Origin of the sequence: Paenibacillus sp. PDC88, from assembly GCF_900106725.1 — a bacterium.
Classification (GTDB): domain Bacteria; phylum Bacillota; class Bacilli; order Paenibacillales; family Paenibacillaceae; genus Paenibacillus; species Paenibacillus shunpengii.
The window spans coordinates 156,354-178,309 of record NZ_FNNT01000005.1; the positions used below are offsets into that span (position 1 = coordinate 156,354).

18 protein-coding genes are annotated in these 21,956 nt (G+C 47.9%); 4 read left to right on the top strand and 14 right to left on the bottom strand.

Going from position 1 to position 21,956, the window contains the following annotated elements; all coding sequences use genetic code 11:
- The first annotated feature begins 4 nt into the window (after window positions 1-4).
- Window positions 5-889 carry an AraC family transcriptional regulator gene (locus BLW49_RS16625; protein ID WP_076314739.1) on the top strand — a complete coding sequence of 295 codons (885 nt, stop codon included), beginning with the start codon at window positions 5-7 and terminating at the stop codon, window positions 887-889.
- A 116-nt stretch (window positions 890-1,005) separates the two neighbouring features.
- Here BLW49_RS16625 and BLW49_RS16630 read toward each other — a convergent pair whose 3' ends face one another.
- The 7 genes from BLW49_RS16630 to BLW49_RS16660 form a co-directional block, all read right to left on the bottom strand.
- Entirely contained in the window at window positions 1,006-2,373 is a 1,368-nt protein-coding gene (locus tag BLW49_RS16630) for a (Fe-S)-binding protein (protein ID WP_076314943.1), read from the bottom strand.
- A gap of 1 nt (window position 2,374) precedes the next feature.
- On the bottom strand, window positions 2,375-3,790 hold the full coding sequence (locus BLW49_RS16635) for an FAD-linked oxidase C-terminal domain-containing protein (protein WP_090725655.1): 1,416 nt from the start codon (window positions 3,788-3,790) through the stop codon (window positions 2,375-2,377).
- Between the two features lie 160 nt (window positions 3,791-3,950).
- Window positions 3,951-4,661 carry an SDR family NAD(P)-dependent oxidoreductase gene (locus BLW49_RS16640; protein WP_090725656.1) on the bottom strand — a complete coding sequence of 237 codons (711 nt, stop codon included), beginning with the start codon at window positions 4,659-4,661 and terminating at the stop codon, window positions 3,951-3,953.
- Between the two features lie 2 nt (window positions 4,662-4,663).
- Entirely contained in the window at window positions 4,664-5,719 is a 1,056-nt protein-coding gene (locus BLW49_RS16645; protein ID WP_076314742.1) for a zinc-dependent alcohol dehydrogenase, read from the bottom strand.
- Window positions 5,720-5,747: 28 nt separating this feature from the next.
- A complete protein-coding gene (locus tag BLW49_RS16650; protein WP_076314743.1) occupies window positions 5,748-6,455 on the bottom strand; it encodes an RraA family protein in 708 nt (235 codons plus the stop codon).
- Window positions 6,456-6,469: 14 nt separating this feature from the next.
- Window positions 6,470-8,509 carry a heparinase II/III domain-containing protein gene (locus BLW49_RS16655; RefSeq protein ID WP_090725658.1) on the bottom strand — a complete coding sequence of 680 codons (2,040 nt, stop codon included), beginning with the start codon at window positions 8,507-8,509 and terminating at the stop codon, window positions 6,470-6,472.
- Window positions 8,510-8,552: 43 nt separating this feature from the next.
- Window positions 8,553-9,605 (bottom strand): glycoside hydrolase family 88 protein, encoded by a 1,053-nt coding sequence (locus BLW49_RS16660; RefSeq protein WP_090725660.1) that lies wholly within the window; start codon window positions 9,603-9,605, stop codon window positions 8,553-8,555.
- Window positions 9,606-9,786: 181 nt separating this feature from the next.
- Here BLW49_RS16660 and BLW49_RS16665 point away from each other — a divergent pair, with 181 nt between their 5' ends.
- A complete protein-coding gene (locus BLW49_RS16665) occupies window positions 9,787-10,599 on the top strand; it encodes an AraC family transcriptional regulator (protein WP_090725661.1) in 813 nt (270 codons plus the stop codon).
- Window positions 10,600-10,786: 187 nt separating this feature from the next.
- On the opposite strand, the gene BLW49_RS16670 is transcribed toward BLW49_RS16665, so the two are convergent.
- From BLW49_RS16670 to BLW49_RS16685, 4 genes are all read right to left on the bottom strand, one after another.
- Window positions 10,787-11,062: a SemiSWEET family sugar transporter gene (locus BLW49_RS16670; RefSeq protein WP_076314747.1), complete on the bottom strand. Its 276-nt coding sequence runs from the start codon at window positions 11,060-11,062 to the stop codon at window positions 10,787-10,789.
- Between the two features lie 199 nt (window positions 11,063-11,261).
- A complete protein-coding gene (locus tag BLW49_RS16675; protein ID WP_090725663.1) occupies window positions 11,262-12,956 on the bottom strand; it encodes a type 2 periplasmic-binding domain-containing protein in 1,695 nt (564 codons plus the stop codon).
- Window positions 12,957-13,089: 133 nt separating this feature from the next.
- Window positions 13,090-13,959, bottom strand: a complete 870-nt coding sequence (locus BLW49_RS16680; protein WP_076314749.1) for a carbohydrate ABC transporter permease — start codon at window positions 13,957-13,959, stop codon at window positions 13,090-13,092.
- Window positions 13,960-13,970: 11 nt separating this feature from the next.
- Window positions 13,971-14,864: an ABC transporter permease gene (locus BLW49_RS16685; protein WP_076314750.1), complete on the bottom strand. Its 894-nt coding sequence runs from the start codon at window positions 14,862-14,864 to the stop codon at window positions 13,971-13,973.
- Window positions 14,865-15,065: 201 nt separating this feature from the next.
- On the opposite strand from BLW49_RS16685, the gene BLW49_RS16690 reads away from it, so the two are divergent.
- Together BLW49_RS16690 and BLW49_RS16695 are read left to right on the top strand one after the other, a co-directional pair.
- Window positions 15,066-16,814: a sensor histidine kinase gene (locus BLW49_RS16690; RefSeq protein WP_256209799.1), complete on the top strand. Its 1,749-nt coding sequence runs from the start codon at window positions 15,066-15,068 to the stop codon at window positions 16,812-16,814.
- 6 nt (window positions 16,815-16,820) lie between these two features.
- Window positions 16,821-18,473, top strand: coding sequence for a response regulator (locus BLW49_RS16695; RefSeq protein ID WP_090725664.1), 1,653 nt, complete (start codon window positions 16,821-16,823; stop codon window positions 18,471-18,473).
- A 111-nt stretch (window positions 18,474-18,584) separates the two neighbouring features.
- Here the strand turns inward: BLW49_RS16695 and BLW49_RS16700 are convergent, their stop codons facing one another.
- The 3 genes from BLW49_RS16700 to BLW49_RS16710 form a co-directional block, all read right to left on the bottom strand.
- On the bottom strand, window positions 18,585-19,769 hold the full coding sequence (locus tag BLW49_RS16700) for a polysaccharide pyruvyl transferase family protein (RefSeq protein ID WP_090725666.1): 1,185 nt from the start codon (window positions 19,767-19,769) through the stop codon (window positions 18,585-18,587).
- 496 nt (window positions 19,770-20,265) lie between these two features.
- Complete coding sequence (locus BLW49_RS16705) at window positions 20,266-20,841, bottom strand: sugar phosphate isomerase/epimerase family protein (RefSeq protein WP_177178761.1); 576 nt, start codon at window positions 20,839-20,841, stop codon at window positions 20,266-20,268.
- Window positions 20,842-21,055: 214 nt separating this feature from the next.
- Complete coding sequence (locus BLW49_RS16710) at window positions 21,056-21,955, bottom strand: sugar phosphate isomerase/epimerase family protein (protein ID WP_090725669.1); 900 nt, start codon at window positions 21,953-21,955, stop codon at window positions 21,056-21,058.
- Window position 21,956 lies beyond the last annotated feature (1 nt).

The window sequence follows — 21,956 nt, forward strand, 5'->3', positions numbered from 1 at the left end:
CAAGATGAAAAGCCACCTTGAATTAGGATTCAACTATAATTCATTGGATAAGTCCTTCGACTTTTTATATCGAAGTCAAACTTATCAGAAGGATTGGAATATATACCATATTCATGAGGGAATGGAGTTTCTATATGTTCATGAAGGCATTGGCCAAGCCGTAATTGGACAAAAAATATACGATATTGCGCCCAACACGTTGATCTATTTCCAACCTTACCAGCTCCATGGCGTGCGAATCGAGGCCACTCGTTCAACCTTGTATTCCCGATCCATCCTTTCATTCGAACCGTCTGTAATGCTTTCGTATTTGCACCACTTCCACGATCTGAGAGTTTTTTTTCACAAACTATGGAAATCAAAGCTTCCGACCCAAGTCATTCCATTAGGTACAGAGCGTTATCTCGAGCATTTGTTCGAGCACTATCACACACACTTATCTTCTGGTGATTCAAAAAGAAGTAATGAGCCTTTTGTTATGTTTGTATTGTCCTTCTTACAATACGCGAAAACGATATGGCCCAATCAAAAGCAGCATCAACCGACAGTCCATGAATCTAGCCATATCTCATACATCGAAAGAATTATGACCTGGATTGAAGAGAACTACGCAAAGGAGTTTCGACTTGAAGAGCTCGGTGAAGAACTGCATTTAAGCCGTCATTACGTGTCACGGTTGTTTCAATCTGCTGCCGGAACCACGATTACCGATTATTTGAATGCCAGACGCATGCGTCAAGCTTGCTGGCTGCTGCGCAACAGCGATCTCCCGGTTTACGATATATGCCATCAAGTAGGCCTCACCAACGTATCCTACTTCTGCAAGCGATTCCGCGAGTTTGCCGGGACAACTCCCTATCAGTACAGAATAGGGGTCAGAGACGGGTAGAACCAGGTATTAATTTACTAACCCTGCCCTTTACCGCACACAAGCATAGCATGGGAAAAGCCGAGCATCTGCTGCACTCGGCTTTTTCTAAACGCTATTATTGTTGGTCGCAAGCCTTAATCGTGATGACAGATTCGTTCATATAAGAAATCTACGATATGCTTGACTTCCATCTCCCCAGCCGCCCCATGCTTCTCGACCCCTAGCTTCATTTGCAGCAAGCAACCAGGATTGCTTGTGAGTAGATAACGGGCCTCCGTACGATTGGCATGCTCCATCTTATGTGACAAGATTTCTCCCGCCATCTCCGGCTGCGTTACGTTGTAGATGCCCGCTGACCCGCAGCAACGATCCGCTTCTTTCATCTCAACAAAATTGACGTTTGCGACCTGCTTCATTAGCTGTCTCGGCGCGTTTGAACTCTTCATCACATTGCGTAAGTGGCAGGAGTCCTGGTAGGTTATCGTCACCGTCCCAGACGTACGTTCTTCCGTTTCCGCGAATACAGGAATTCTGCCGTGTTCATGGAGCAGCTGACTGACATCAATCACGCGGGAAGCAAACCATTTGGCCATCTCAGCGTGTTCGCTATCTTCGTGAAGCAAGTGGTCATATTCAACAAGTAAGGCGCCACAACCGCCTGCATTAGAAACGATATAATCGATTCCGGCTTCTTTAAATACACTCAAATTCGTGCGAGCCAAACTTCTAGCCAGCTCCATCTCACCACTGTGCGCATGAAGCGCACCGCAACAAACCTGCTCATTCGGAATAACCACCTCGAAGCCAGCTTCCGACAACAGTTTTACCGTATTCACGTTCGTCTGGGCGAATAGGACGTCCATGATACATCCGCGGAACAAGGCGACACGTGCGACGGTCTCGCCCTTGGCAGGGAAGATCGTACCAATTTGCTCCACCACCCCATTAGCAGATGCCTCAGGTAAGACCTTCTCCATCTCGGCAAGGTGCTTAGGAAACATCCGCATCACTCCGCTATGCCTTGCCATTTTCTGAAGACCTGATTTCTGATAGAAGCCAAGCGCTCCGCCTAAGACCTTGAGCCTTTTTCGATGTGGAAAAAGCCCTTCAAATACTGTTCTTCGCAAGCCTCTCACGGGGATACGATGCTTAACTTCATCTTCTATAGCATCTCGCGCCTGTTCGATTAATTGTCCGTATTTAACATCTGCGGGACAGGCTGGTTCACAAGCCCTGCAGCCGAGACAATGATTCATCTGGTCCTGGAAGGCCTGATCTGGACTCATAAGTCCATCTGCAACGGCTTTCATTAGGGCGATGCGGCCTCTCGGTGATTCCTGTTCAAGCCCTGTCTCCCGGAACGTTGGACAAGCCGGCAGACAAAATCCACAGCGCATGCAATTCGTTAATTGATCGTAATCAAGCTTCAGGTGGAGTCTTTGAGCGAGCGGACTCGTAAGCTGTACATCCGGTTTACGGGGGATTGAGCTTACGTTATTTATATTATTCACGTTGAATCACCACTCTTTTTCTCGTCTCCTTGGCAAAGATCTTGCCTGGATTGAGTATATGATCAGGGTCAAAAGCTTGTTTGATCCCACGCATAACCTCGATGCCCGCCTTCCCTAATTTCCATTCCAGGAACGGTGCTTTGACGAGTCCTACACCATGCTCGCCGGTAATCGTTCCTCCCAGCTCGATCGCTGCTTCGAAAATTTCCTCAAAAGCTTTCTCAACACGATGCACTTCAGCGCTATCACGGGCATCCGTTGTTGCCGTTGGGTGAAGATTCCCATCGCCGGCATGGCCGAATGTAGCAATGGAGACATCGTATTTCCGGGCAATTTGATTAATTTTGAGCACCATATCCGCGATTTTTGACCTTGGAACCGTAGCATCTTCCAGGATTGTCGTGGGTCGCAGGCGGGCTAAGGCCGTAAAAGCGCTGCGCCGAGCGGTCATTAGCTTCTCCGCATGCTCTCGGCTCTCAGCCACTGTAACGCGGTCGGCAAGCTCCGATAAGCAAATATGGCGAATATGATCAATGTCACGTTCGACCGCTTCTGGTTCACCATCTTGTTCAATAAGCAGGATCGCCTCCATATCCCTCGGCAGTCCTAACTTGGCGAAATCGTCCACAACCCGGATTGTAGGATTATCCATGATCTCTAACGTAGCAGGTATAATTTGCGATTCGATAATTCGAGATACCGTTCTAGCTGCTCCATATAGATCTTTGTACATCGCAATCATCGTTTTCTTCGATTTTGGCGGAGGAACTAGCTTTAATGTTGCTTCCGTAATAATAGCCAAAGTCCCTTCTGAGCCGATGAGCAGTTTCGTCAAATCATAACCTGCAACATCCTTCATCAGCTTACCACCTGTACGGATGATTTCTCCGTTCGCAAGAACGGCCTCTAGACCGAGGACATAATCCTTCGTCGTTCCGTATTTCAGGCCTCGCAAGCCCCCTGAGCACTCGGCAATATTGCCGCCAATCGTGGAGATTCGCATACTGCTCGGGTCTGGAGGGTAGAACAGGCCCAGTGACTCAATGTGTGCAATGAACTCAGCCGTAATTAAGCCTGGTTGTACCGTTGCCGTCAGATTTTCCAAATCCACATCGACAATACGATTCATACGATGCATAACCATGACGACCCCACCCTCGACTGGAACGGTTCCCCCGCAGAGATTAGAACCGGAGCCTCGCGAAACAAGCGGTATTCGATGAGCAGCCAGTACGCTCATAATCTCGGACACCTGTTTCGTCGTTTCCGGATAGATAACGCCCTCCGGCAAACTTTGCAGCATCGGGGTCCCGTCATAAGAATGGGCGACCAATGCTTCATTATCGTCTCGAAATTGCTGCGCACCAACAATTTGACGAAGTCGGTTCTTTATTTCTTGTGCCAACATAGTAACATTCCTCCCAATTCATTGACGACCCCTTACCGCACGCAAGAAGAAGCTGTGAATAGAAAGCCGAGCAGCTCTGCTCGGCTATTTCTAACGCATGACGTAATACGCAATTTAGTTCGGGTTGGTTCAGTATACATTGAACCGCTTACATAGACCACTATAAGGCATTAAAGGACTCAAAAGAAATCTCATGAAACGCGATGCGAGTATCCGATGCCAGTACAAATAGAATGACATCCGCCACATCGGACGCGAGTAAAAACTTCTCTCGAGGTACCTGCCTGTTGCCCCAGAAGCCGGTATCCGCCCCTCCTGGGTTAAGCGTGGTGACTCGAATATTCTGCTCTTTGACCTGCATCGCAAGGCCTTGGGAGAACATATTGACAGCCGCTTTAGCGGTACAATAGAGCGGCGCGTTCGGATTGGCTCGCTTTGCCGCCATGGAGCCTATATTAATAATGGATGCACCACTCTCCGGACTCACCACGGGAATAAAATGCTTGCAGCACAGGAAAGTACCCTTCACGTTCACATCCATCGTCAGGTCGTATCGCTCTTCCTCCATAGCTTCGATTTTGTCCGGAATCGACAGACCTACCAGATTAACAAGCATATCGGCATGCCCATACGCCTGCGCTACCTGCTCGAACAACGACCTTACCTGCTCCTCCTTCGTCACATCCGCCCGAACAGCGATAACCGACGCGCCTTTGCCTTCCAATTGCATCCTCAGTTCGGCAAGCTTCTCCTCGTTGGTTGAGGTCAGAACAAGCTTGACGCCTTGGTTGGCGAGCGACTCCGCCAACGCACGGCCCATGCCTCCTGTAGCGCCGGTAATAACAGCCACTTTGTTCCGAAGCGATTTCATGATTATAATCCCCTTTCTCTTCCCGATACGTTGCAGTCGAGCAATATTTTCCCTAAGTTGTCCCCCGCGATCATACGCCGAATGGCTTCCTCCGCCTGCTCCATCGGCATCGTGTCGCTAATGATCCGATCTAAGTCGAATTGCCCGGATTCAACTATTTCTTCGAGCATCCGAACCGTCCGTGTAAAGTCCTGGAATGTGTACACACGGCTGCCTACCACGTTTATTTCCTTGAATATCACCTTTAGAACATCGATCTCCGGTTGCTTGTGCGGGAATCCGACGAGCACGACTGTCCCACGGATGGCACATAGCTCGATCGCGCTGGATAATCCGCCCTGCGAGCCCGACACTTCGAACACGACGTCATATCCGGCCCCATTTGTCAGCTCGGCGGACAGATCCGTAACATCCTGCCGTTTCGGATTAATTGCATCAAATCCAAAGGACTTAATGATCTCGATTCGAGCATCATTCAGCTCGGTAAATACTACCTTCTCCGCCCCGCACCGTTTGGCCGCGATGCCGATGACGAGTCCGATCGGACCTCCTCCGATGATAAGCGCTTTGTCGCCAGCTTTGATTCCTGCCCGCTGATTCACATGGAAACCAACGGCGAAAGGTTCGGTTAATGCGGCAATCCGGTCGCTGATGGAATCCTTCAGCTTGATTACCTTGGCGGCAGGAGCCTTCACGTATTGTGCGAAACCGCCGTCGGTATGAATGCCCAGCAGCTTGAGCGTACGGCATACATGCCAGTTGCCCGAGCTGCATGCCGCGCATTCGCCGCAGCTGATGAGAGGCTCCACGACGACTCTGTCGCCGGGCTGAAGATCGTTCCGTTTAATGGAACGAACCTCCTCAATGACTCCGACAAATTCATGTCCCGGTATAACCGGTGTGCGGGCGGTCGGATGCTTACCTTTGTAGATTGTCACGTCTGATCCGCATACGCCCGCATATTTAACCCGTATTAAAACTTCTTCTTCCTGGAGTTTGGGCTCCGGCACTTCCTTATAGAGGATCTGTTCCCATTCGTTCAGTACTGCCGCTTTCATTCCGGGTACACTCCCTTCAAGTTCATAATTAGAAATAACCGCCGCGCTTTACGACTTCGGTCGGAGTCAGTCCGTCCACAATCATCTGCTTAATGTCTTTCTCGTTCTCCTTGATGTATTCCGCCTTGAGCAACACATCGTATGCCAGCTTGCGCGGAATGACGATGACGCCGTCGATATCACCCAGGATGACATCCCCCGGGAATATCATGACGTCACCGAGCTTGACCGGCATTTGCCAACCGATCATGCGGAAGCGGCCCAGCATGCCGTTCGACGTTTTGTATTTGCAGAAGACGGGAAAGTCCTGCTCCAGCACTTTGTCCGTATCCCGAACGCCTCCATCTACAATAGCCCCCCGACAGCCACGGCGCTTGGATGCCATCGTCATAATTTCGCCCCATTGCGCCGATTCGTCATCACCGCTTGTGTCCCAGACGCATACCGAATCCTCATGAAGCGCCTCCAGCATTTGTGCCCGTTGCTCCATCTCACTCGTCAACGTCAGATTCTTGGAGCCTTTGACGGTAAACGCGATTCCTGCCACTTTCATCTCATCCTTCAAAGGCAATATGCTGTTCGGCAACGTCTGATAGACAAGTCCGAGCTCTCTCAGCACGTCATTAACCGCAGCCGTGAATACCTGCTCGAATCGGTCGCACAGCTCCTTATCCGGAATCGGAAGCTGCACGATCTCGTGCTGCTCCCGTGATGCTGCGAATTGTTCCAAATCCATTTCTATCAGCCTCCTTATACAAGTTGTATATCTTTATCGCTAATCCTGTACGCTCGGTTGGTACGATAATCCGTTACCAGTATCTGGCCTTGTTGCTCGAACCCGACCGCAATTCCTCCCTCGTGCGCCGGAGGTTCGGCAAAGTATTGAGCGGCCTCGTTCTTGTACATATGCCAGCCTCGAATGGACTCCAGACCATCCATAGCGAACGCGTAGACCATAACATGCTCCTTTGCGAAGCATTGGTTCTCATAGGTGAATCGGACCGCACTTCCTTCCTTTCCTTGTCCTTCCTGATTGGGCTGGGGATGATAGTACTGGTGCATGTGGCCCCAAGACATATGTCGCCTGCAAGCAGACGCCTCCCCGTCCGAGATGCTGTCCATGAGGAAAAACTTGACCGCCGCGCCGCCGCGCCGGAGCACAATCTTCGTATCGGAATATAGATTGGTCTGGAGCTTGTTGTCACGGTTATTGGTCATGAAATGAGCTCTTGTCTTTACCGGGACATCGGCCACGATCCGATCCACGATGAATAACAGATGCGGAAATGCCGTAATCCAGGTTCGTTCGGCTCTGCGAATCGGATCACCGTACACACCGGCAATCTCGGATCGAACAACGGTTATACCGTCCATCGTTCCAATCAGCTTCCTGTGCGCAAGGGGTTCGCTGGGATTCCGGAAGTTCGCTCCTTCGATGGATCGCTGCGCGATAGGCTCACTTCTTCCCTCGATCTCGAAGGTCCACGTATTATGGGATTCGGTCGCGATGGATTTCGCCTGCGCATCTAGTCGATAACATGCATGTCCAGGATCAATGAAGAACCTTTCGTTCCTGTGCGCCAGAATGAATGAGCCTTGATCATAATGGTTATGGCTGGTCACCTGCAGCGGTTCATATCCTGCCTGAATGGCAATTACGGAGCTTTCCGCGGTTCTTCCGTCTCGGACAATTACGTTGCCCGTCTCGAACGAGGCAGCCAGCGGAAGCCCAGCCTTCTCCGGAGATAACGGTTCTGCGGCGTCGAGGTAATGAACCATCGTCATGAACTGATAGGAACTGATGAAAGCAAAGGTGCCCAGCTCATTACGTTCCAGCTCAAGACGGTCATAAGTCTGCTCGAAGAGCCATCTGGAGAGACCTGCCTCCATGGGTGCCGCGTTCTTTGCCCTGCAGGCGATATGCAGGAGAATGTCCGCGCTCGGCCGGTAGATAGCCGCCGAGTCTCCGAAGTTCGCAGAGCGGGGATACACAGGATCATCTTCTTTTCCAAGCGGCTTCATGTAGAGCAAGGATTGTACAGCCCAAGGAATACAGCGGACATAACATAAGAAATCCGCGCGCTCTGCCAGCTTCGAATCGTACCGAATCAGCATCTCGTTCAGATGACTGAGATGAAGCGTCGCATAATTCCAATATTGAAGCGATTCCCCATAGCTGTCCCCATTGTACATACGGGTTGCCGTCTGGTAGAAATCAAGTGCTTCTTCGACCGCAGAGCGATCCTCCAGAATGATCGATGCCGTGCCGTAGCCGTTCAAGAGCACCATAAACCAGTTGCTGATGTTCCCCGTATCATCCTTCATCCGAATAAGAGAACGCTTGCAAGGCTCTTGGCAATGCTCTCGGATCGCTTCGAGGAGCTTTGCACGTTCCTCATTGGTAAATAAATCGCCGGCCAAATCATAAGCTGCACACATCGCGAGCCCCACATGGGACGTCTCAAGCACGCCGTGCTGCGGATTGCCCCTGCCCCGGAACCATGGACCGTGCCATTCCGTCCCCGGCTTATCCAGCAGCTCCAGCACGACTTCGCGGAGCCACTGTCCCGCTTCGGCATGGCGATCGACCGCATATACGAATGCCGCGTCGCTAATCCGTTCCCATGCCAAATGCCACCATTCCACCGTATCTCCGTCTTGCACAAGCCCCGGTGTGCAAATTTGGCGCTCCGTCCGCTCCAGCAAATTGTGCCACAGCCGCTCCAGCTTGCCTCCTTCTTGAATGGCGGCTCTTACTGCTTTCAATTCTTCTGACGTCAACATCAACATGACTGACCACTCCTTATCTCAATCGTATACCCTATCGTCCTCACTATTCCGTGATTAACTCGTGATATCCATGCCTATAAGCCTCCGAAAACGCGAGTAAGAACGAGCCGAAGCTATGATGCTCGTTGCGATAAGGAAGAGGAAGAGTAACGTAAGCCTTCACGGTTCCCTTCTCTTCTCCTTCGCCGGGACACAAATTACCGGGGCAGCTAAGCTCGGTGTCGAACTCGGGCGTCACGCCGTGTCTATATAGCCCATTTATTCCGCGCTCAAATGCAGCTCCGAAGCGTTCCTTATCTAGAAGCCCCAGCCGCAACCCCACTCCGTATCCGTACAGAATCAGCCCTGTGCCGGAAGACTCCTCGTACGAATATTCAAACGGAATTTCTTGTCTCCAGAAACCACGTTTGGATTGGTGAGGCAGCATCGCCTCGGACAGTGCCCTGAACTCCCGCTCCGCACGTTCCCGGTACGGTGATTGACGGGGCAAATATTGTACCAGCTCGGTCAAAGCGATGTACCCCCAGCCGTTCCCTCGGCTCCAGTGATCCTCGGAGAATCTTCCGGGACCAACAAAATTTTTACATTGATGAAGCAGTCCGTTCTCGGGATTTCTAAACTCCTCGATCATAAGAAACGTTTGGTTAGCCGCCTCTTCTATATAACGCTCCTCTCGGAGACCAATACCAGAGAACAGCAGATAGGGAGTAGCTGCCATCGCCACGTCGATCCAGATTAGATTTGCCTCTGGAGCGCCGGGCATCTTCAGAATGCCTTTATCATCTCTCGGAGCTTGCATAAGTTCCTCCGCATATTCCCTTATCTGATTCGCTGATTCAGGCACGTGACCTTTCATGAACGCATACGCTCTCGCAATTCCACCAATCCGATAATTCGGAAAGTTGTACGGCGGATGGTCCACTTCATCTGGAAAGCGCTTTAAAATAGCAAGACAGCGTTCCATCAGTAGATTATCTCCTCCCGCTTCTGCTGTTCGAAGCAGACCATAAATGGCTAGAAGCCCATAATAATGCTTAATTTCTTCTAACCGTTCATAATTGTCGTAAAGTTTTACCGCTACCGACAAGGTATTCATATTATTCACCCTCCACAACGACTTCTAATGATTCCATCATAATCCGATTACATTCGTCGAACCATGCCGAGTTCGCCGTTTTATTTGTACAATCTGCCTTTAATTTTCACATGAATATATAACACAAACCTCGTCTCCTGCTCTATAATATATAAAAACGACATGAGGAGGCACCGCTTCCATGAACCATGCAACAACGTTAGCCGGCCATGATTTCGTAGTAACGGATATCATGTATGTTCTCGATCGCCATCCTGATCCCCAGTGGAGGCTGCGAAGCAACTTCTGCAACCCCCATTATGTTATTGCGTATTGCAAGTCCGGTCAGGCTGAATATCATTACAACAACGAGCAAGTAAACGTAGGCAAGGGCGATGTTCTGCTATTCCCCAAGCTCTACCAGCATGGAGCCGCCAGCGACCCTCATGACCCGTGGTCCTTTCTAACCGTTGCTTTTGAACTGGCCGACTTGCAGGGAACGGCGGAAAAAGCCATTGAAAGTCTCCCGCGCTGTATGGCCTCTTCATATGGATATGAAATGCATGAGCTGTTTGGCAAGCTGTATCGGTCATGGACTAGTAAAAAACCAGGTTACTTACTTCTTTGCAGAGGTTTGCTCATGGAGATGCTTTATCTCATTGTCCGACAATTTAGTCAGCCTTTGATTCTTACACCACAAGCCCATACGATTGAAAAATTAATGGATGATTTGCAAGCCCACGTACACAAAACGTACTCTGTCGACGAGCTTGCTGCTCGTGTAGGACTAAGTCCGTCTTACTTTCGCACTGTCTTCAAACAAACAGCCGGCATGACAGCCATCGAATATCAGAACCAGCTAAAAATTAATAAAGCCGGCGATCTTCTGCTCGGGGGCTACTGCAATGTATCAGAAGCAGCGGAAGCAGTTGGCTTCAAAGACATTTATTACTTCAGCAGACTCTTCAAAAAGATAACCGGCATGCCGCCTTCGACTTATCTCAAGAACCGTTAAACGTGGCAAGAGGGGTGTCAAAAGACAGAAGGCCGTACCATCCAATAACGCAATTGGACATGCACGGCCTTTTCTATGTTTATCAAAAGCGTGATAAGCTCTAGGTAGATCCCACCTATATACCCGCAGCGCACGGTAGGTAGCGGATTGACCAAAGGCCTTATTGCTAGCATTCAATTCAAGTCATTTATTTACTCTCTGGTTTTCTTGAACGTTTAAGATCCTTATAGGTATACTTAAGAATTATAATCGCTAAAGTGCATGTAATTAGATTAGCTAGCCAGATAGCCGTCTGTTCGGTTATTAATCCGTAAATGACCCACAGAATCTGGCCTGTTGTTAGAATCAGATACATGCCGAAGGAAATTCCCGCCGTATTTTTAGTCTGAATAACCTTAATCGCCTGGGGCAGGAAGGAAATGGTTGTAAATGCAGCGGCGAGAAAGCCCAGTATGGATAGCATATCGCATGATAACTCCCTTTAAACTGAATGTTTTGTCTCATCAACAAGCTGGATAACCAGATCGAAACGTTATATCGTTCATAGGCCAATTGACAATCTTCGTATATTCGGCAAACCAATGGGATATATCGCCGTGTCCAATTTAGGAAAGTGGTCCCGTCGCTCACTGAGCTCCGGGACCACTTCACCATAAACGTTATTATTCTCCTTGAATGGATTGATACCAAGCGTTTACTTCCTCGGTAATCTTATCTCCGCCTAGTTCCTTCCACTGCGTTACAAAAGTGTCGAATTCATCAACTGGAGCCTTGCCGTAGATGATCTTTGCGAACGTTTCAGTTTCGAGCTTAATCAGCCCTTCCCACTTGGACTTCATCGTCTCTGTCATCGCACCAGTGAAAAGATCCTCAATGGATGTGTCTTTCATGTCCAAGGTGATTTGGGCAGCTTGCCATTCTAATACTGATTTAGGATCTGCTTTTTCTTTATCGGAAATTGAATTATAAAGTTTTGTTTCAAAAGGAGTAGAAGGTTTTTCCCCATTGTAGAACTTCTGGTAAGCATTTAGCTCCTGCATAGGGTCAAAGAACCACTGGCCACCAAGCATATATTTGAAGGGCTCTACTTTCGTTTTATCCGGGAAGTCAGCTTCCACGGAGGAAGGTTTGCCATCCTTCATAACGTAATCGTAACCTTCGAAATATCCATTATCAAACTCTCCGCCTGCCTTCGGATTGGAGAATTCGAACATTTTGTTGACATAGAGAAAAAATGCTTCCGGGTTCTTGAAGTCTTTGTTGATCAGGAAGGCACCAATCTGAACCGGGCTGTAACGTCTACCCGACTTGCCATCCGGACCTGTAGGCACCGGAATAGGCTTCACTGTTGCATCGGGTTCGTTCTTCCACAGGAAATTACGTACAGAGTTTCCTTGGAAGATCGGTCCGGTCATGATTCCGGATTTGCCATTCTTGAAGGATTCGTCACTTTTGCTTACATCGATCATGGCTACGTCCGGAGAGAGATAACCCTTTTTGTACCACTCAGCCAATCGGGCAAGCGCTTGTTTGACCTCCGGTTGAATGGATCCATACTCCAGCTTGTCGCTCCCGTTCCATTTGTTCCAGTAGTGCGGAATAACACCGTATGCACCGAATACCCAGCTAGTATCCCCGCGCCATGATGTATATGGCTTGCCCCCATCTTTAATGGATACAGCAAGCGGAGGGTTACCCAGCTCCGTACCTTTCATTGCTTCCATGACCTTCTCCAGGTCATCTAATGTCTTCGGCTCCTCAAGATTGGCCTTCTTCAGGAAATCAGTTCGGATCCATAGAAGCGGATCGTTATTCATGACTTTACCCAGCTGAGGAAGCCCGTAGCGTTTGCCGTCCTTGGTTACCTGAGCCCAATACATTGGGTCTTTCTCATAAATTTTCTTCACCTCAGGTGAAGCATATTTCTCGAAGTCCTCTGAAATATCTTTAAATCGGCCCGAATCAATCAGGTCGCTCATCAACTGAGGATCGGTGACATAGACAACATCGGGCATCTCCTCTCCGGAGGACATATCAAGCATGATTTTGGTCTTATATTGATCTTCTGCCGTCGTCCAATTGTACTTGATATCTATATTAAGATTGTCCTTTACCCACTTCGTTAAGATGTTGTTCTCCAAGGTCTCACCATTTTTGAATTTAAAGCTCGCGTTCACATATCCTACTGTGGTCATAGTGACCGGTGTCTCGAATTTCCCTTTTGAGAAACCGTTGTCCGAAGACGTCGCAGGAGCCGTTTCCGAACTGGAGTCGGACTGGGAACCCCAATTGCAACCCGTGATCGTCAAAGCGGTGGCTAATACAATAGCCGACAGTTTGTATAATGTTTTTGACATTTTATAACCTCCCTCGTTATTTGAAGCGTATAACAAATCCTAGTTTAAGGATAATGTAACCGGATTCAAAGAGTACATCCTTAAGTTCAGTTATGTTATCTTAAGACCCATTTAAGATTTTAATATTCGAGTATCAGCCCTTAACAGCACCCAGAACAATTCCTTTTACGAAAAACCGCTGGAGGAAAGGGTAGACTACAAGAATAGGGAGTGTACCTATAAATATCTTGGCTGATTTGAGTGTGCGCTCGGTGATATTAGCCGCGTCCTCTGCCGATGTCGTGATGCTGGGATCTGGCGCCTTCACCAAGGATTGCAGCAGAGTGCTCATCGGCCATTTATCCTGCTTCAAATAAATCAGAGCATCAAACCATGCGTTCCAATGGAAGACGGCCACGAACAGGATAATAGTCGCGATGGACGGCAGCGAAACCGGAAGGTAGACCCGAAGAAGGGTTGTGAAATGACCAGCCCCGTCGATCAGACTCGCTTCCTCCAGTTCCTTGGGAATAGCTCGGAAGAAGTTCAGCATAAGGATCATATTATAGACGTTAAGGGCGACCGGAAGAACAAGAGCCCAGATAGAATTCATCAGATGAAGCTTCTGGATGACAATATAAGTAGGGATCAGTCCGCCATGAAACAACATGGTAAACACAAAGTACCACGTGATCATACGGCCACCTTTTAGAGAATCCATCTTCGATAATGGATAAGCAGTCAAAACGGTAACCGTAATACCAATGCTGACGCCGAGTATAAGCCGGAGAACCGAGTTGGCAAACGAACCGATAAAGCCATCATCCTGGAAGGTCTGTATATAAGAGTCCAAATTAAAGTTCACGGGCCAAAAAGTTACACGTCCTGCCGTTACATCTACTCCCTCACTGAAAGAGACGGCCAATACATGGATAAGAGGAAGGATGCATCCGACGGCAACGGCGCCTAGTATCAGAACATTAAATGCGTAAAAGATTTTGTATGGTCTTGTTTTGTAATACATGATTAGTCCCCCTAGAAAATACGATAATCAGCGTAACGGTAGGCCAAAACGTAGGCTATAATGAGCATCACAAATCCTACCACGGACTTAAACATCCCTATTGCCGTAGCAAGTCCGAATTGGGAGCCTACCAATCCCACCCGATAGACGAAGGTGTCAATAATATCACCTTGTTCATAAACCAGAGGATTATACAAGTTAAAGATCTGGTCAAAGCCTGCATTCAGAATATTCCCCATAGCCAAAGTCCCCACTACTACAATAATCGGTACGATAGCCGGGAGAGTAACCGTCCATGTCTGGCGCCAACGGGTGGCTCCATCCATTTCTGCCGCCTCATATAAGGAAGGGTCTACATTGGATAAGGCCGCCAGGAACACAATTGTCGCGAATCCACATTCCTTCCAAATGTCCGATAAGACAACGATGAAACGGAACCAGTTTCCGTCCGCAAGGAACATGATGGGATCAAGACCGAAGAAAGGCAAAATCACCGTATTGATCAACCCCTGAGAAGATACCAGATCCGTAACAATGCCGCCCAGAATAACCCAAGACAAAAAGTGGGGCAAGTAGACGAGAGTTTGTACGATTCTCTTAAACATCATGTGTCGTATTTCATTTAACAACAAGGCGAAAATGATAGGTACAACTAGATTGACTATAATCTTCATAATAGCAATCAAGAACGTATTCCATATCACTTGAACACTGTCAGGTCTCGTAAAGGCTGTCCGAAAATGCTCTAACCCTACCCAATCAGAGTTAGTAATACCCAACCAAGGTTTGAAGTCTTGAAACGCAATAACTAACCCTCCCATGGGCAAGTAATGAAAAATAAATGTTAAAATAAAACCAGGGATCAGCATGAGATATAGCACGCTATTTTGTTTCCTCAAACTCATTTTTCCTCATCTCCTTCAATGTCCTCCAATAGCTGTATGCCGTTATGTTCACTCTAGCACAGGCCTAAAACACCGAAAAAGAACACGTTCTTAAGGTCCGATATGTTATATTAAGAATCCTGAACTCTACTATTTACTTTGCGTCTAGACTTGGTTTAGCATAATGTTAACTAGAGTCAGACAAGCCCGGAGGGGAATAAATTGCGGAAAAATAAGTTTCATACACTCAGTACCTTTGCCAAAATTAACCTGATTCTGCTATTTATGCTTATACCGCTTATTGGACTTAACTACTATCAAAATCTGATTGGAACGAAGGTTGTTCGCAATGAAATTCACCGTTCAAGCGAAACATACATGTCCTTATTAACCAGCCAAATTGAGACTATAGCCAACCAGATGTCAGTCTTCGCCCTGACCATGAACCGGGACAGCAATCTATCGACCTTTACTACATTCGAAGGGTCCAGGCACCCTTACGACAGGTACAACACAATATACAATATCTACGAAAAACTTAAACTCAACAGTCTGTCCCTTCCCTGGAACAACCAGATCACGGTTTATTCTCCCGCAAATAAGAAAGCGGTTTCAGATAGTGGACTAAGCACTTATGACGAGGCGTTTCTGAAGAACAACATGACGCCCGTTTGGAAGTTTATGCCGACCGACTATAAATACGGACAGCCCTATTTCATCCGACATTTTAGCGAGCCCAAGTATTCTTCCAATGCTCCGCTGGATTCCTACAGGATTGTTTCGGAGATTAGCTTTAGTTCAAATAATTTGATCAAAATGTTAGAAAAATTCAAGAACAGACACAATGTGCACGACCCTTTTCTGTACAGTCCTGGCTATGAACCACTTGTAAGCAACACTGCTCAGCTTGCACATATAGAACAACTTGGAACAATTCTGAATGACCAGACGATGACAAGCTCCGGTCATGAGACGTTGGAGCTCCAAGGCGAGAAATACTTGGTCACTTATAAACTAATTGATACGCTTGGCTGGTATCTAGTAGATTATGTTCCAATCCATGAAGCTTTAGCTCCCATTTATCGTTCCAGCCTGATCTTCTATACATCAGCTGCCGTATTAATTGTGCTTTGCCTTATTTTGTCGTATTACATTTACCGTAATGTACAGATTCCCATTCGTAAACTCTTGAAAGGTGCCCGTGCTATTGCGAAGGGAGACTTCTCCACACAGGTCGAGTACCATTCCAAGAACGAGTTTTTCGTATTGGTCTTTCAATTTAACAATATGGCCCGTCAGATCAAGGAGCTGATCGAGTCAATCTACGAGTCCAGAATCCGGTTGCAGCAAGCTACACTGAAGCAACTGCAATCCCAGATCGATCCTCATTTCCTGTACAACAGCTTGAATTTTATTAAGTACAGTGCTAAGAAAGGGGAGGAGGATGCCGTTGTCTCAATGACGGTGCACTTGGGCGCTTATTACCGCTCAGCAACTCGACTAGGTAAAGCCGAGACTACTCTGGAGGAAGAGCTTAAGCTGATATATAACTATCTTGAGATTCACAAGCTCAGAATGCATGGGATGACTTACGATATAAATTTGCCTGAAAATATGGCTGAAGTAGAAGTTCCCCGACTCATTTTGCAGCCTTTGGTGGAGAATGCCATTATTCATGGAATATCCAAGAGTGAACTAGCAGGCTATATTAGAATTACAGCCTCTACTCAGGACGGCTTCTACATGCTCTGTGTGGAGGATAATGGTCCCGGCATTCAGGAGCAGGAACAAAAAGCGTTGATTGCTCAGATCGCAAATTCGAAGGAAGAAGATGATCTGTGCGGATTATGGAACGTAGCCCAGCGGATCAATCTGAAGTACGGCGAATCAGCGGGAATTGGAATAGAATCATCATCTTATGGCGGGCTGAAGATATGGCTGTATTGGCCTTCGGCAGCAGACAAGGGGTAATGAATAATGGCTCAATTATTAATTGTGGATGACGAACGAATGGTAGCGGATTCGTTAGCTGAAACGCTGCCTTGGGTAGATCTTAATATTCACCATGTTTATACCGCATATTCCAGTAAGGAAGCATTGCAGATTCTGGCCACCTCTCCTATAGAAGTGGTTCTGACCGATATACGGATGCCGGGGTTAAGCGGATTGGAGTTGATTGAACGAATTCGCGAATTGAACCAAAAGACCAAATGTATCATTCATTCGGGACATGCTGACTTCGAATACGCCAAGCAAGCGATGGCATTTCAGGTAAGCGAATATCTGCTGAAGCCTGCCAGCGATGAGGAAATCCTTGAAGCGGTCAACCGCATGCTAGAAGCCTATCGTCAGGAGACGGAGGCACTCTATTCCGTCGAGAGCATGGCTTCTGCCATCAGGGAGCAGCTGCCCGTACTCAGGTCTCAGTTCCTCGACAGCTTGCTGGCGGGAAAACGATGGAATTCTTATGAGCTTGAAGGGAAGCTGAATCTGCTGAGACTTGCCTTTCAGCAGGACGACTCCATATCAATACTTGTCGTTCGTCTGGAGGAAGGCTTTCCCACCTCCGATTCACAGAGCCTTACACTGTTCGAGTACGCAGTTAATAACATCGCAGAAGAAACATTTGGAGAGCATTTTGATCTCCTTTCCGGTCGCGATCAACACAATTATTTGGTCTTGGTTGCCAAGCTTAAACAGAAGAAGGCTGCGGAGTTTTCCGAGCTTGGTGTAAACAGCAACGCCAGCTCTACGTTGTTTGAGCAAACCGCGCTCCAACTGCAAGAGAATGTTAAAGCGTATTTGAAACGGAATATTTCCCTGGTTATGAGCAGTTGGGGACAATTTCCTAACGATGTATCCCCGCTTTACCAAGAATCCATCACTATAATGCGACGCAACATCGGCAACGATCGGGATATATTCATACGTATGTCCGATAAAGGCTTTACTAAGCCTTATAAATCACTGCGAAGCCTATATGAAACGCCAACGTTGAATCAGATTATGGATATGGGGCAACGTGAGGCTGCTCTTGCCAAGATCGAGTCTATTACAAGAGAGCTGGAGGAGCATTGGAGCGGCTCCCAAGAGCATATGCAAGAGGTATTCCTGCATTTGGGAGCCTCCTTTACCTATACCGCACACCAGAACGGAAAGCCGCTAGAAGATCTGATTGGTATTGATTATGAGCCCTTTTATTCACGTCAACCGTTCCTGAGCATACGGCAATTAAAGGATTGGGCGCTACGGGTCACATCTAAGATCTTTGATGATCTGAATAAAGAGAACCTTAATGCCAAGAGTAATACAATTCTTCTTATTCAGCAGTTTATTAATGACAGACTGTCAGAGGATGTCAGCTTACAAGCCATATCCGACCATATCGGCATGCATCCGGCCTATCTATCCATGTTGTTCAAGAGTCAGACAGGGGAAAATTTAAGTGAATATATCATTCGTCTTAAGATGGAAAAAGCCGCTATGCTCCTCAAACATACGAATGAGAGGATTTATCAAATCTGTGCCAGTCTTGGATACCAGAACCCTCCATATCTTATTAAATTGTTTAAAAAATACTACGGTGTAACCCCGCAAGAGTACAGGGACGGACTAAACGGGCACCAGTAATAAGACAAGGGGCACCTATAAAGGTGCCCCTTGTCTTATTACGAGCCAGCTAATCTTCAATGATGTTAAATCATCGATGAAAATCCCTTGGCTCCTCACCACATCTTGCAATCAAGCGTTCAAACAATTCTTTAACGTGTCCACCATTTCCACATACAATTTCTCTACTTTTTGCTTGGCTGCCAGTGCCTTCTCCTTTGCCGCTTCGTTATGAATGGCCATATCTAGAACAGCTGGCACCAATCGGCTCATTTCTGCCTCTTGGTCTTGATCGAATAACCAATCACCCAACCCGATGTCCCTCCACATAAAGCCCTTAGTGGTCTGACCTTCCCACCGGCATACGATCGCAGGAATCCCGCTGCCAATACACATAATTGGGGAATGCATCTCACTTCCGAACAACCCCGCAGATTGTCTGTACACGCTTACAGCCTCATCCGTCAGCCAAAATTCACTTTTATAAACAACATTAGGAAGAACATCCTCCGGGAGCAGGTCATAAATCATTTCCTTCTCAAATGCCATCTGGCTCTTGTCCTCCGGGCAGAGCAGTACCTTCAGTCCCGTTTTCCTGACAACTTGAATGATCGCCTCTCGCAACGGCGCATTATCCTGTTCCTTCATTTGCTGGTTGAAAGCATCCTTATCGGCATCATACGGCCAATCTTTAATCTCCCAATATGGAGTATACCGGTGCCTCGAAATACAACAAAGAAACTTTCCTGGCTCCAACTTGTTTTCTCGGAGGAATACTTCTGCTTTCGCATCATTTTCCAAATCCACTGCGAATGCCGCATCTGGCCCGAATTTCATAACCGGACTAGAAACACCATCCTGGATTGCCTTTTGAAGGGATACAGAATCTCTAAAATAAATAAACTTGGCCAGGCTATGAATCTCCCGGCACCATTCACCTTCGTTATAGCCTCCATAAGTAATCCCGAATACCCCAAAAGGCTTCTTGTAAAACTTGACATAAGCTTCCGCCTCATCTCGCCCCACCAGCAAAGGACCGGAGCCGTGCAATAGGAAGGAACTTTCGTCAAGCGCCATCTGCAGCTCTTCATTGGAGGCTTTGCCGTCCTCTCCGATTGTGCCCTTTACCACCTTCAATTGGGGAAATCTGCGGCAGATCATATCCTCTACTTCAACCGTGAAGTCTTTAGAGGGCCATAGAACGACCTGCGTCTGCGGCATATATTTCTCTAAAATCGCTAATAGCCCAGGAGTATGAGCAATATCTCCAATGTTGACTACCTGCCAAGAGGAACGCAAAATAATCGTTTGTCTCATCTTTCCTCATCCTTTCATTATTCAATAATTCGGTTCCCTATAAATATTTTCTCTTCTATGGACCCTTGTCCCTTACAAATAAAATTGATCCGACGTATCTTCCAATAATATTACGTGTAGGCTCAAGAAGCTTAAATACCATTTTCTTAAGAGACATATGATTATCTTAATAAAAAAGATTGCAAAAACCGCTTCGCAGCAAGAAATACCTTATAGACGTCCGGCAGAATCACTTCAGATTTCGTAGTGACTGCTAAGAGCGGATGTACGCACCACAAGGCAACCAACGTATCCGGACCACAATTTGTCCAGGTTATTGTTGATTTGGTATTAAAGGAGAGTATCCAAAAGTATAATAGTGACCTAAAAAAAGAAGCAGTTCTTCAACTGCTTCCTTGTAGATTAAAGCCCAATTCCTCATTATAAAATTCTATTTAGAATCGATAGGCTGCAAAGCTTTCAGGGTTCAATAGTCCCCATCTCTCAACCTTATATCTCATCCTTTTGCAAATTCGGTAAAGCATAGCTCCAGGTACTCTGCGTTCTGTCGTGTGGCCGCTTCAGGCTTCGCCTTCGCGTAAGCCGACTCCTCCTCTACCATAATCCATCCTTCGTAGCCGGCATCACGAAGAAGCGAAACTGCCTCCGAATGAGGCAGCGTTCCCTGGCCCATGGTTCTCCACTCCCGCGTGTTCTCGTCATAATCCTTGAAATGTACATGGACAATACGGTTCCGGTGTCTACGGATCACCTCAAGGACATCCATACCTCCTCTGGCTATATGACCCGAATCCGGGCAATAGCCCACATACCGCTCATCGAGTCCGCGGAACAACACTTCATAGTCAGAAGCGGTACGGAATACAGACCCTGCCGGGGAATTCGGATGATATGCGCAGCAGATTCCAGCCTCTGCTGCCCGCTCCCCGATTGCTGTCTGGCCTCCAGCTCTCTGCGATCTGTACCGGGCAGCTGGACGGTAATCAGCTTGGCACCGGGAAAATGCTGCAGGTAACGAATTAAGCGGTCGGCCTGTTCTCGCTCCGCTGCACTCTCCTTCCCAGCCAGCCACGGCTCCGCCAGCGTTAATGCGGCAAGCTCAAGCCCTCTGGACTCAATTGCCTCTGACAGCAGGGCGGGGTCCTCATAATACGCCCCCAGCATGCAGATCTCCGCCTCGACCCCCTTAAAGCCGGTTCCGGCAATGACGTCGAGGATGTCGGAAAACCGATGTTTATAGACTTGATAAGTCATTTGCCAAGTATAGGTTTGACAGCCAAATCTCATCATTGCGTGGCAGCCTCCTTGACTAGCTGCTTAATGAAGGGAACGGCTTCTCTTCCCCACACTTCCGCCTCCGCATTGAAGCAGAAATCAACACACCACCACGAAAGTGCGTTGAAGGTGGCTGAATGGGATGCAAGGAGTGCTTGAAAGTCGATGTAACCGGCACCGAATTCGGCGTGTGTGCTAGTCTCCTCGCCGTGCAGTGTGCCGTCAGAGTCAATCAGATGAAAGTGCCCGATATGGCCATCAAGCAAAGATGCATACTCAAGGACTCCCCCGGTCAGCAGTTCCCTCTCCCCATCCTGTTTAGCACCTATCACACCGCTCATATAGGCATGGCTCGTGTCAAACAAGATCTGGAAGGAAGGATGCTGTACCTCTCGAACCGTTCTCAGCACCTCACTCGGCTTGTTCAGCCAAAAGCCCGGCTCGAACTCCCAGACCAGCCGAAGGCCGGCCTCAGCAGTGATCTCAGAGGAAGCATGCCACGTATCGATTAAACGTGCAAAGCGTTCCTGATACTCCCGACCGTTTAGCGGACCAGCCGGGGTCACTGTATCCACACGAAGCAAGTCAGCACCAAGATCCTTCGTAAATTCAACATGTCGCTTCAGCAGTTCCAGATAGGACTCCTTCGTTACGATAGCCGGAGGCACCATGCGAAAATCGGGGGCATAGGCGGATACTCCTAACCCATAAGACTGGATGAGCTGCAACAGCTCGGCCCTCATTTGCCGCGTTGGGTAAAGCTCCGGTACCGGGTGAGGAAGGAAGCCGTTCACCTCAATGCCGTCATAACCCGCCTCCTTAGCATATTTCAATACTCGCTCGAAGGGCCAAGGATTTTGCTCAAACGGTCCGAAGGCGAACGCCCAGGAGCCGATAGATAGTTGGGTCATA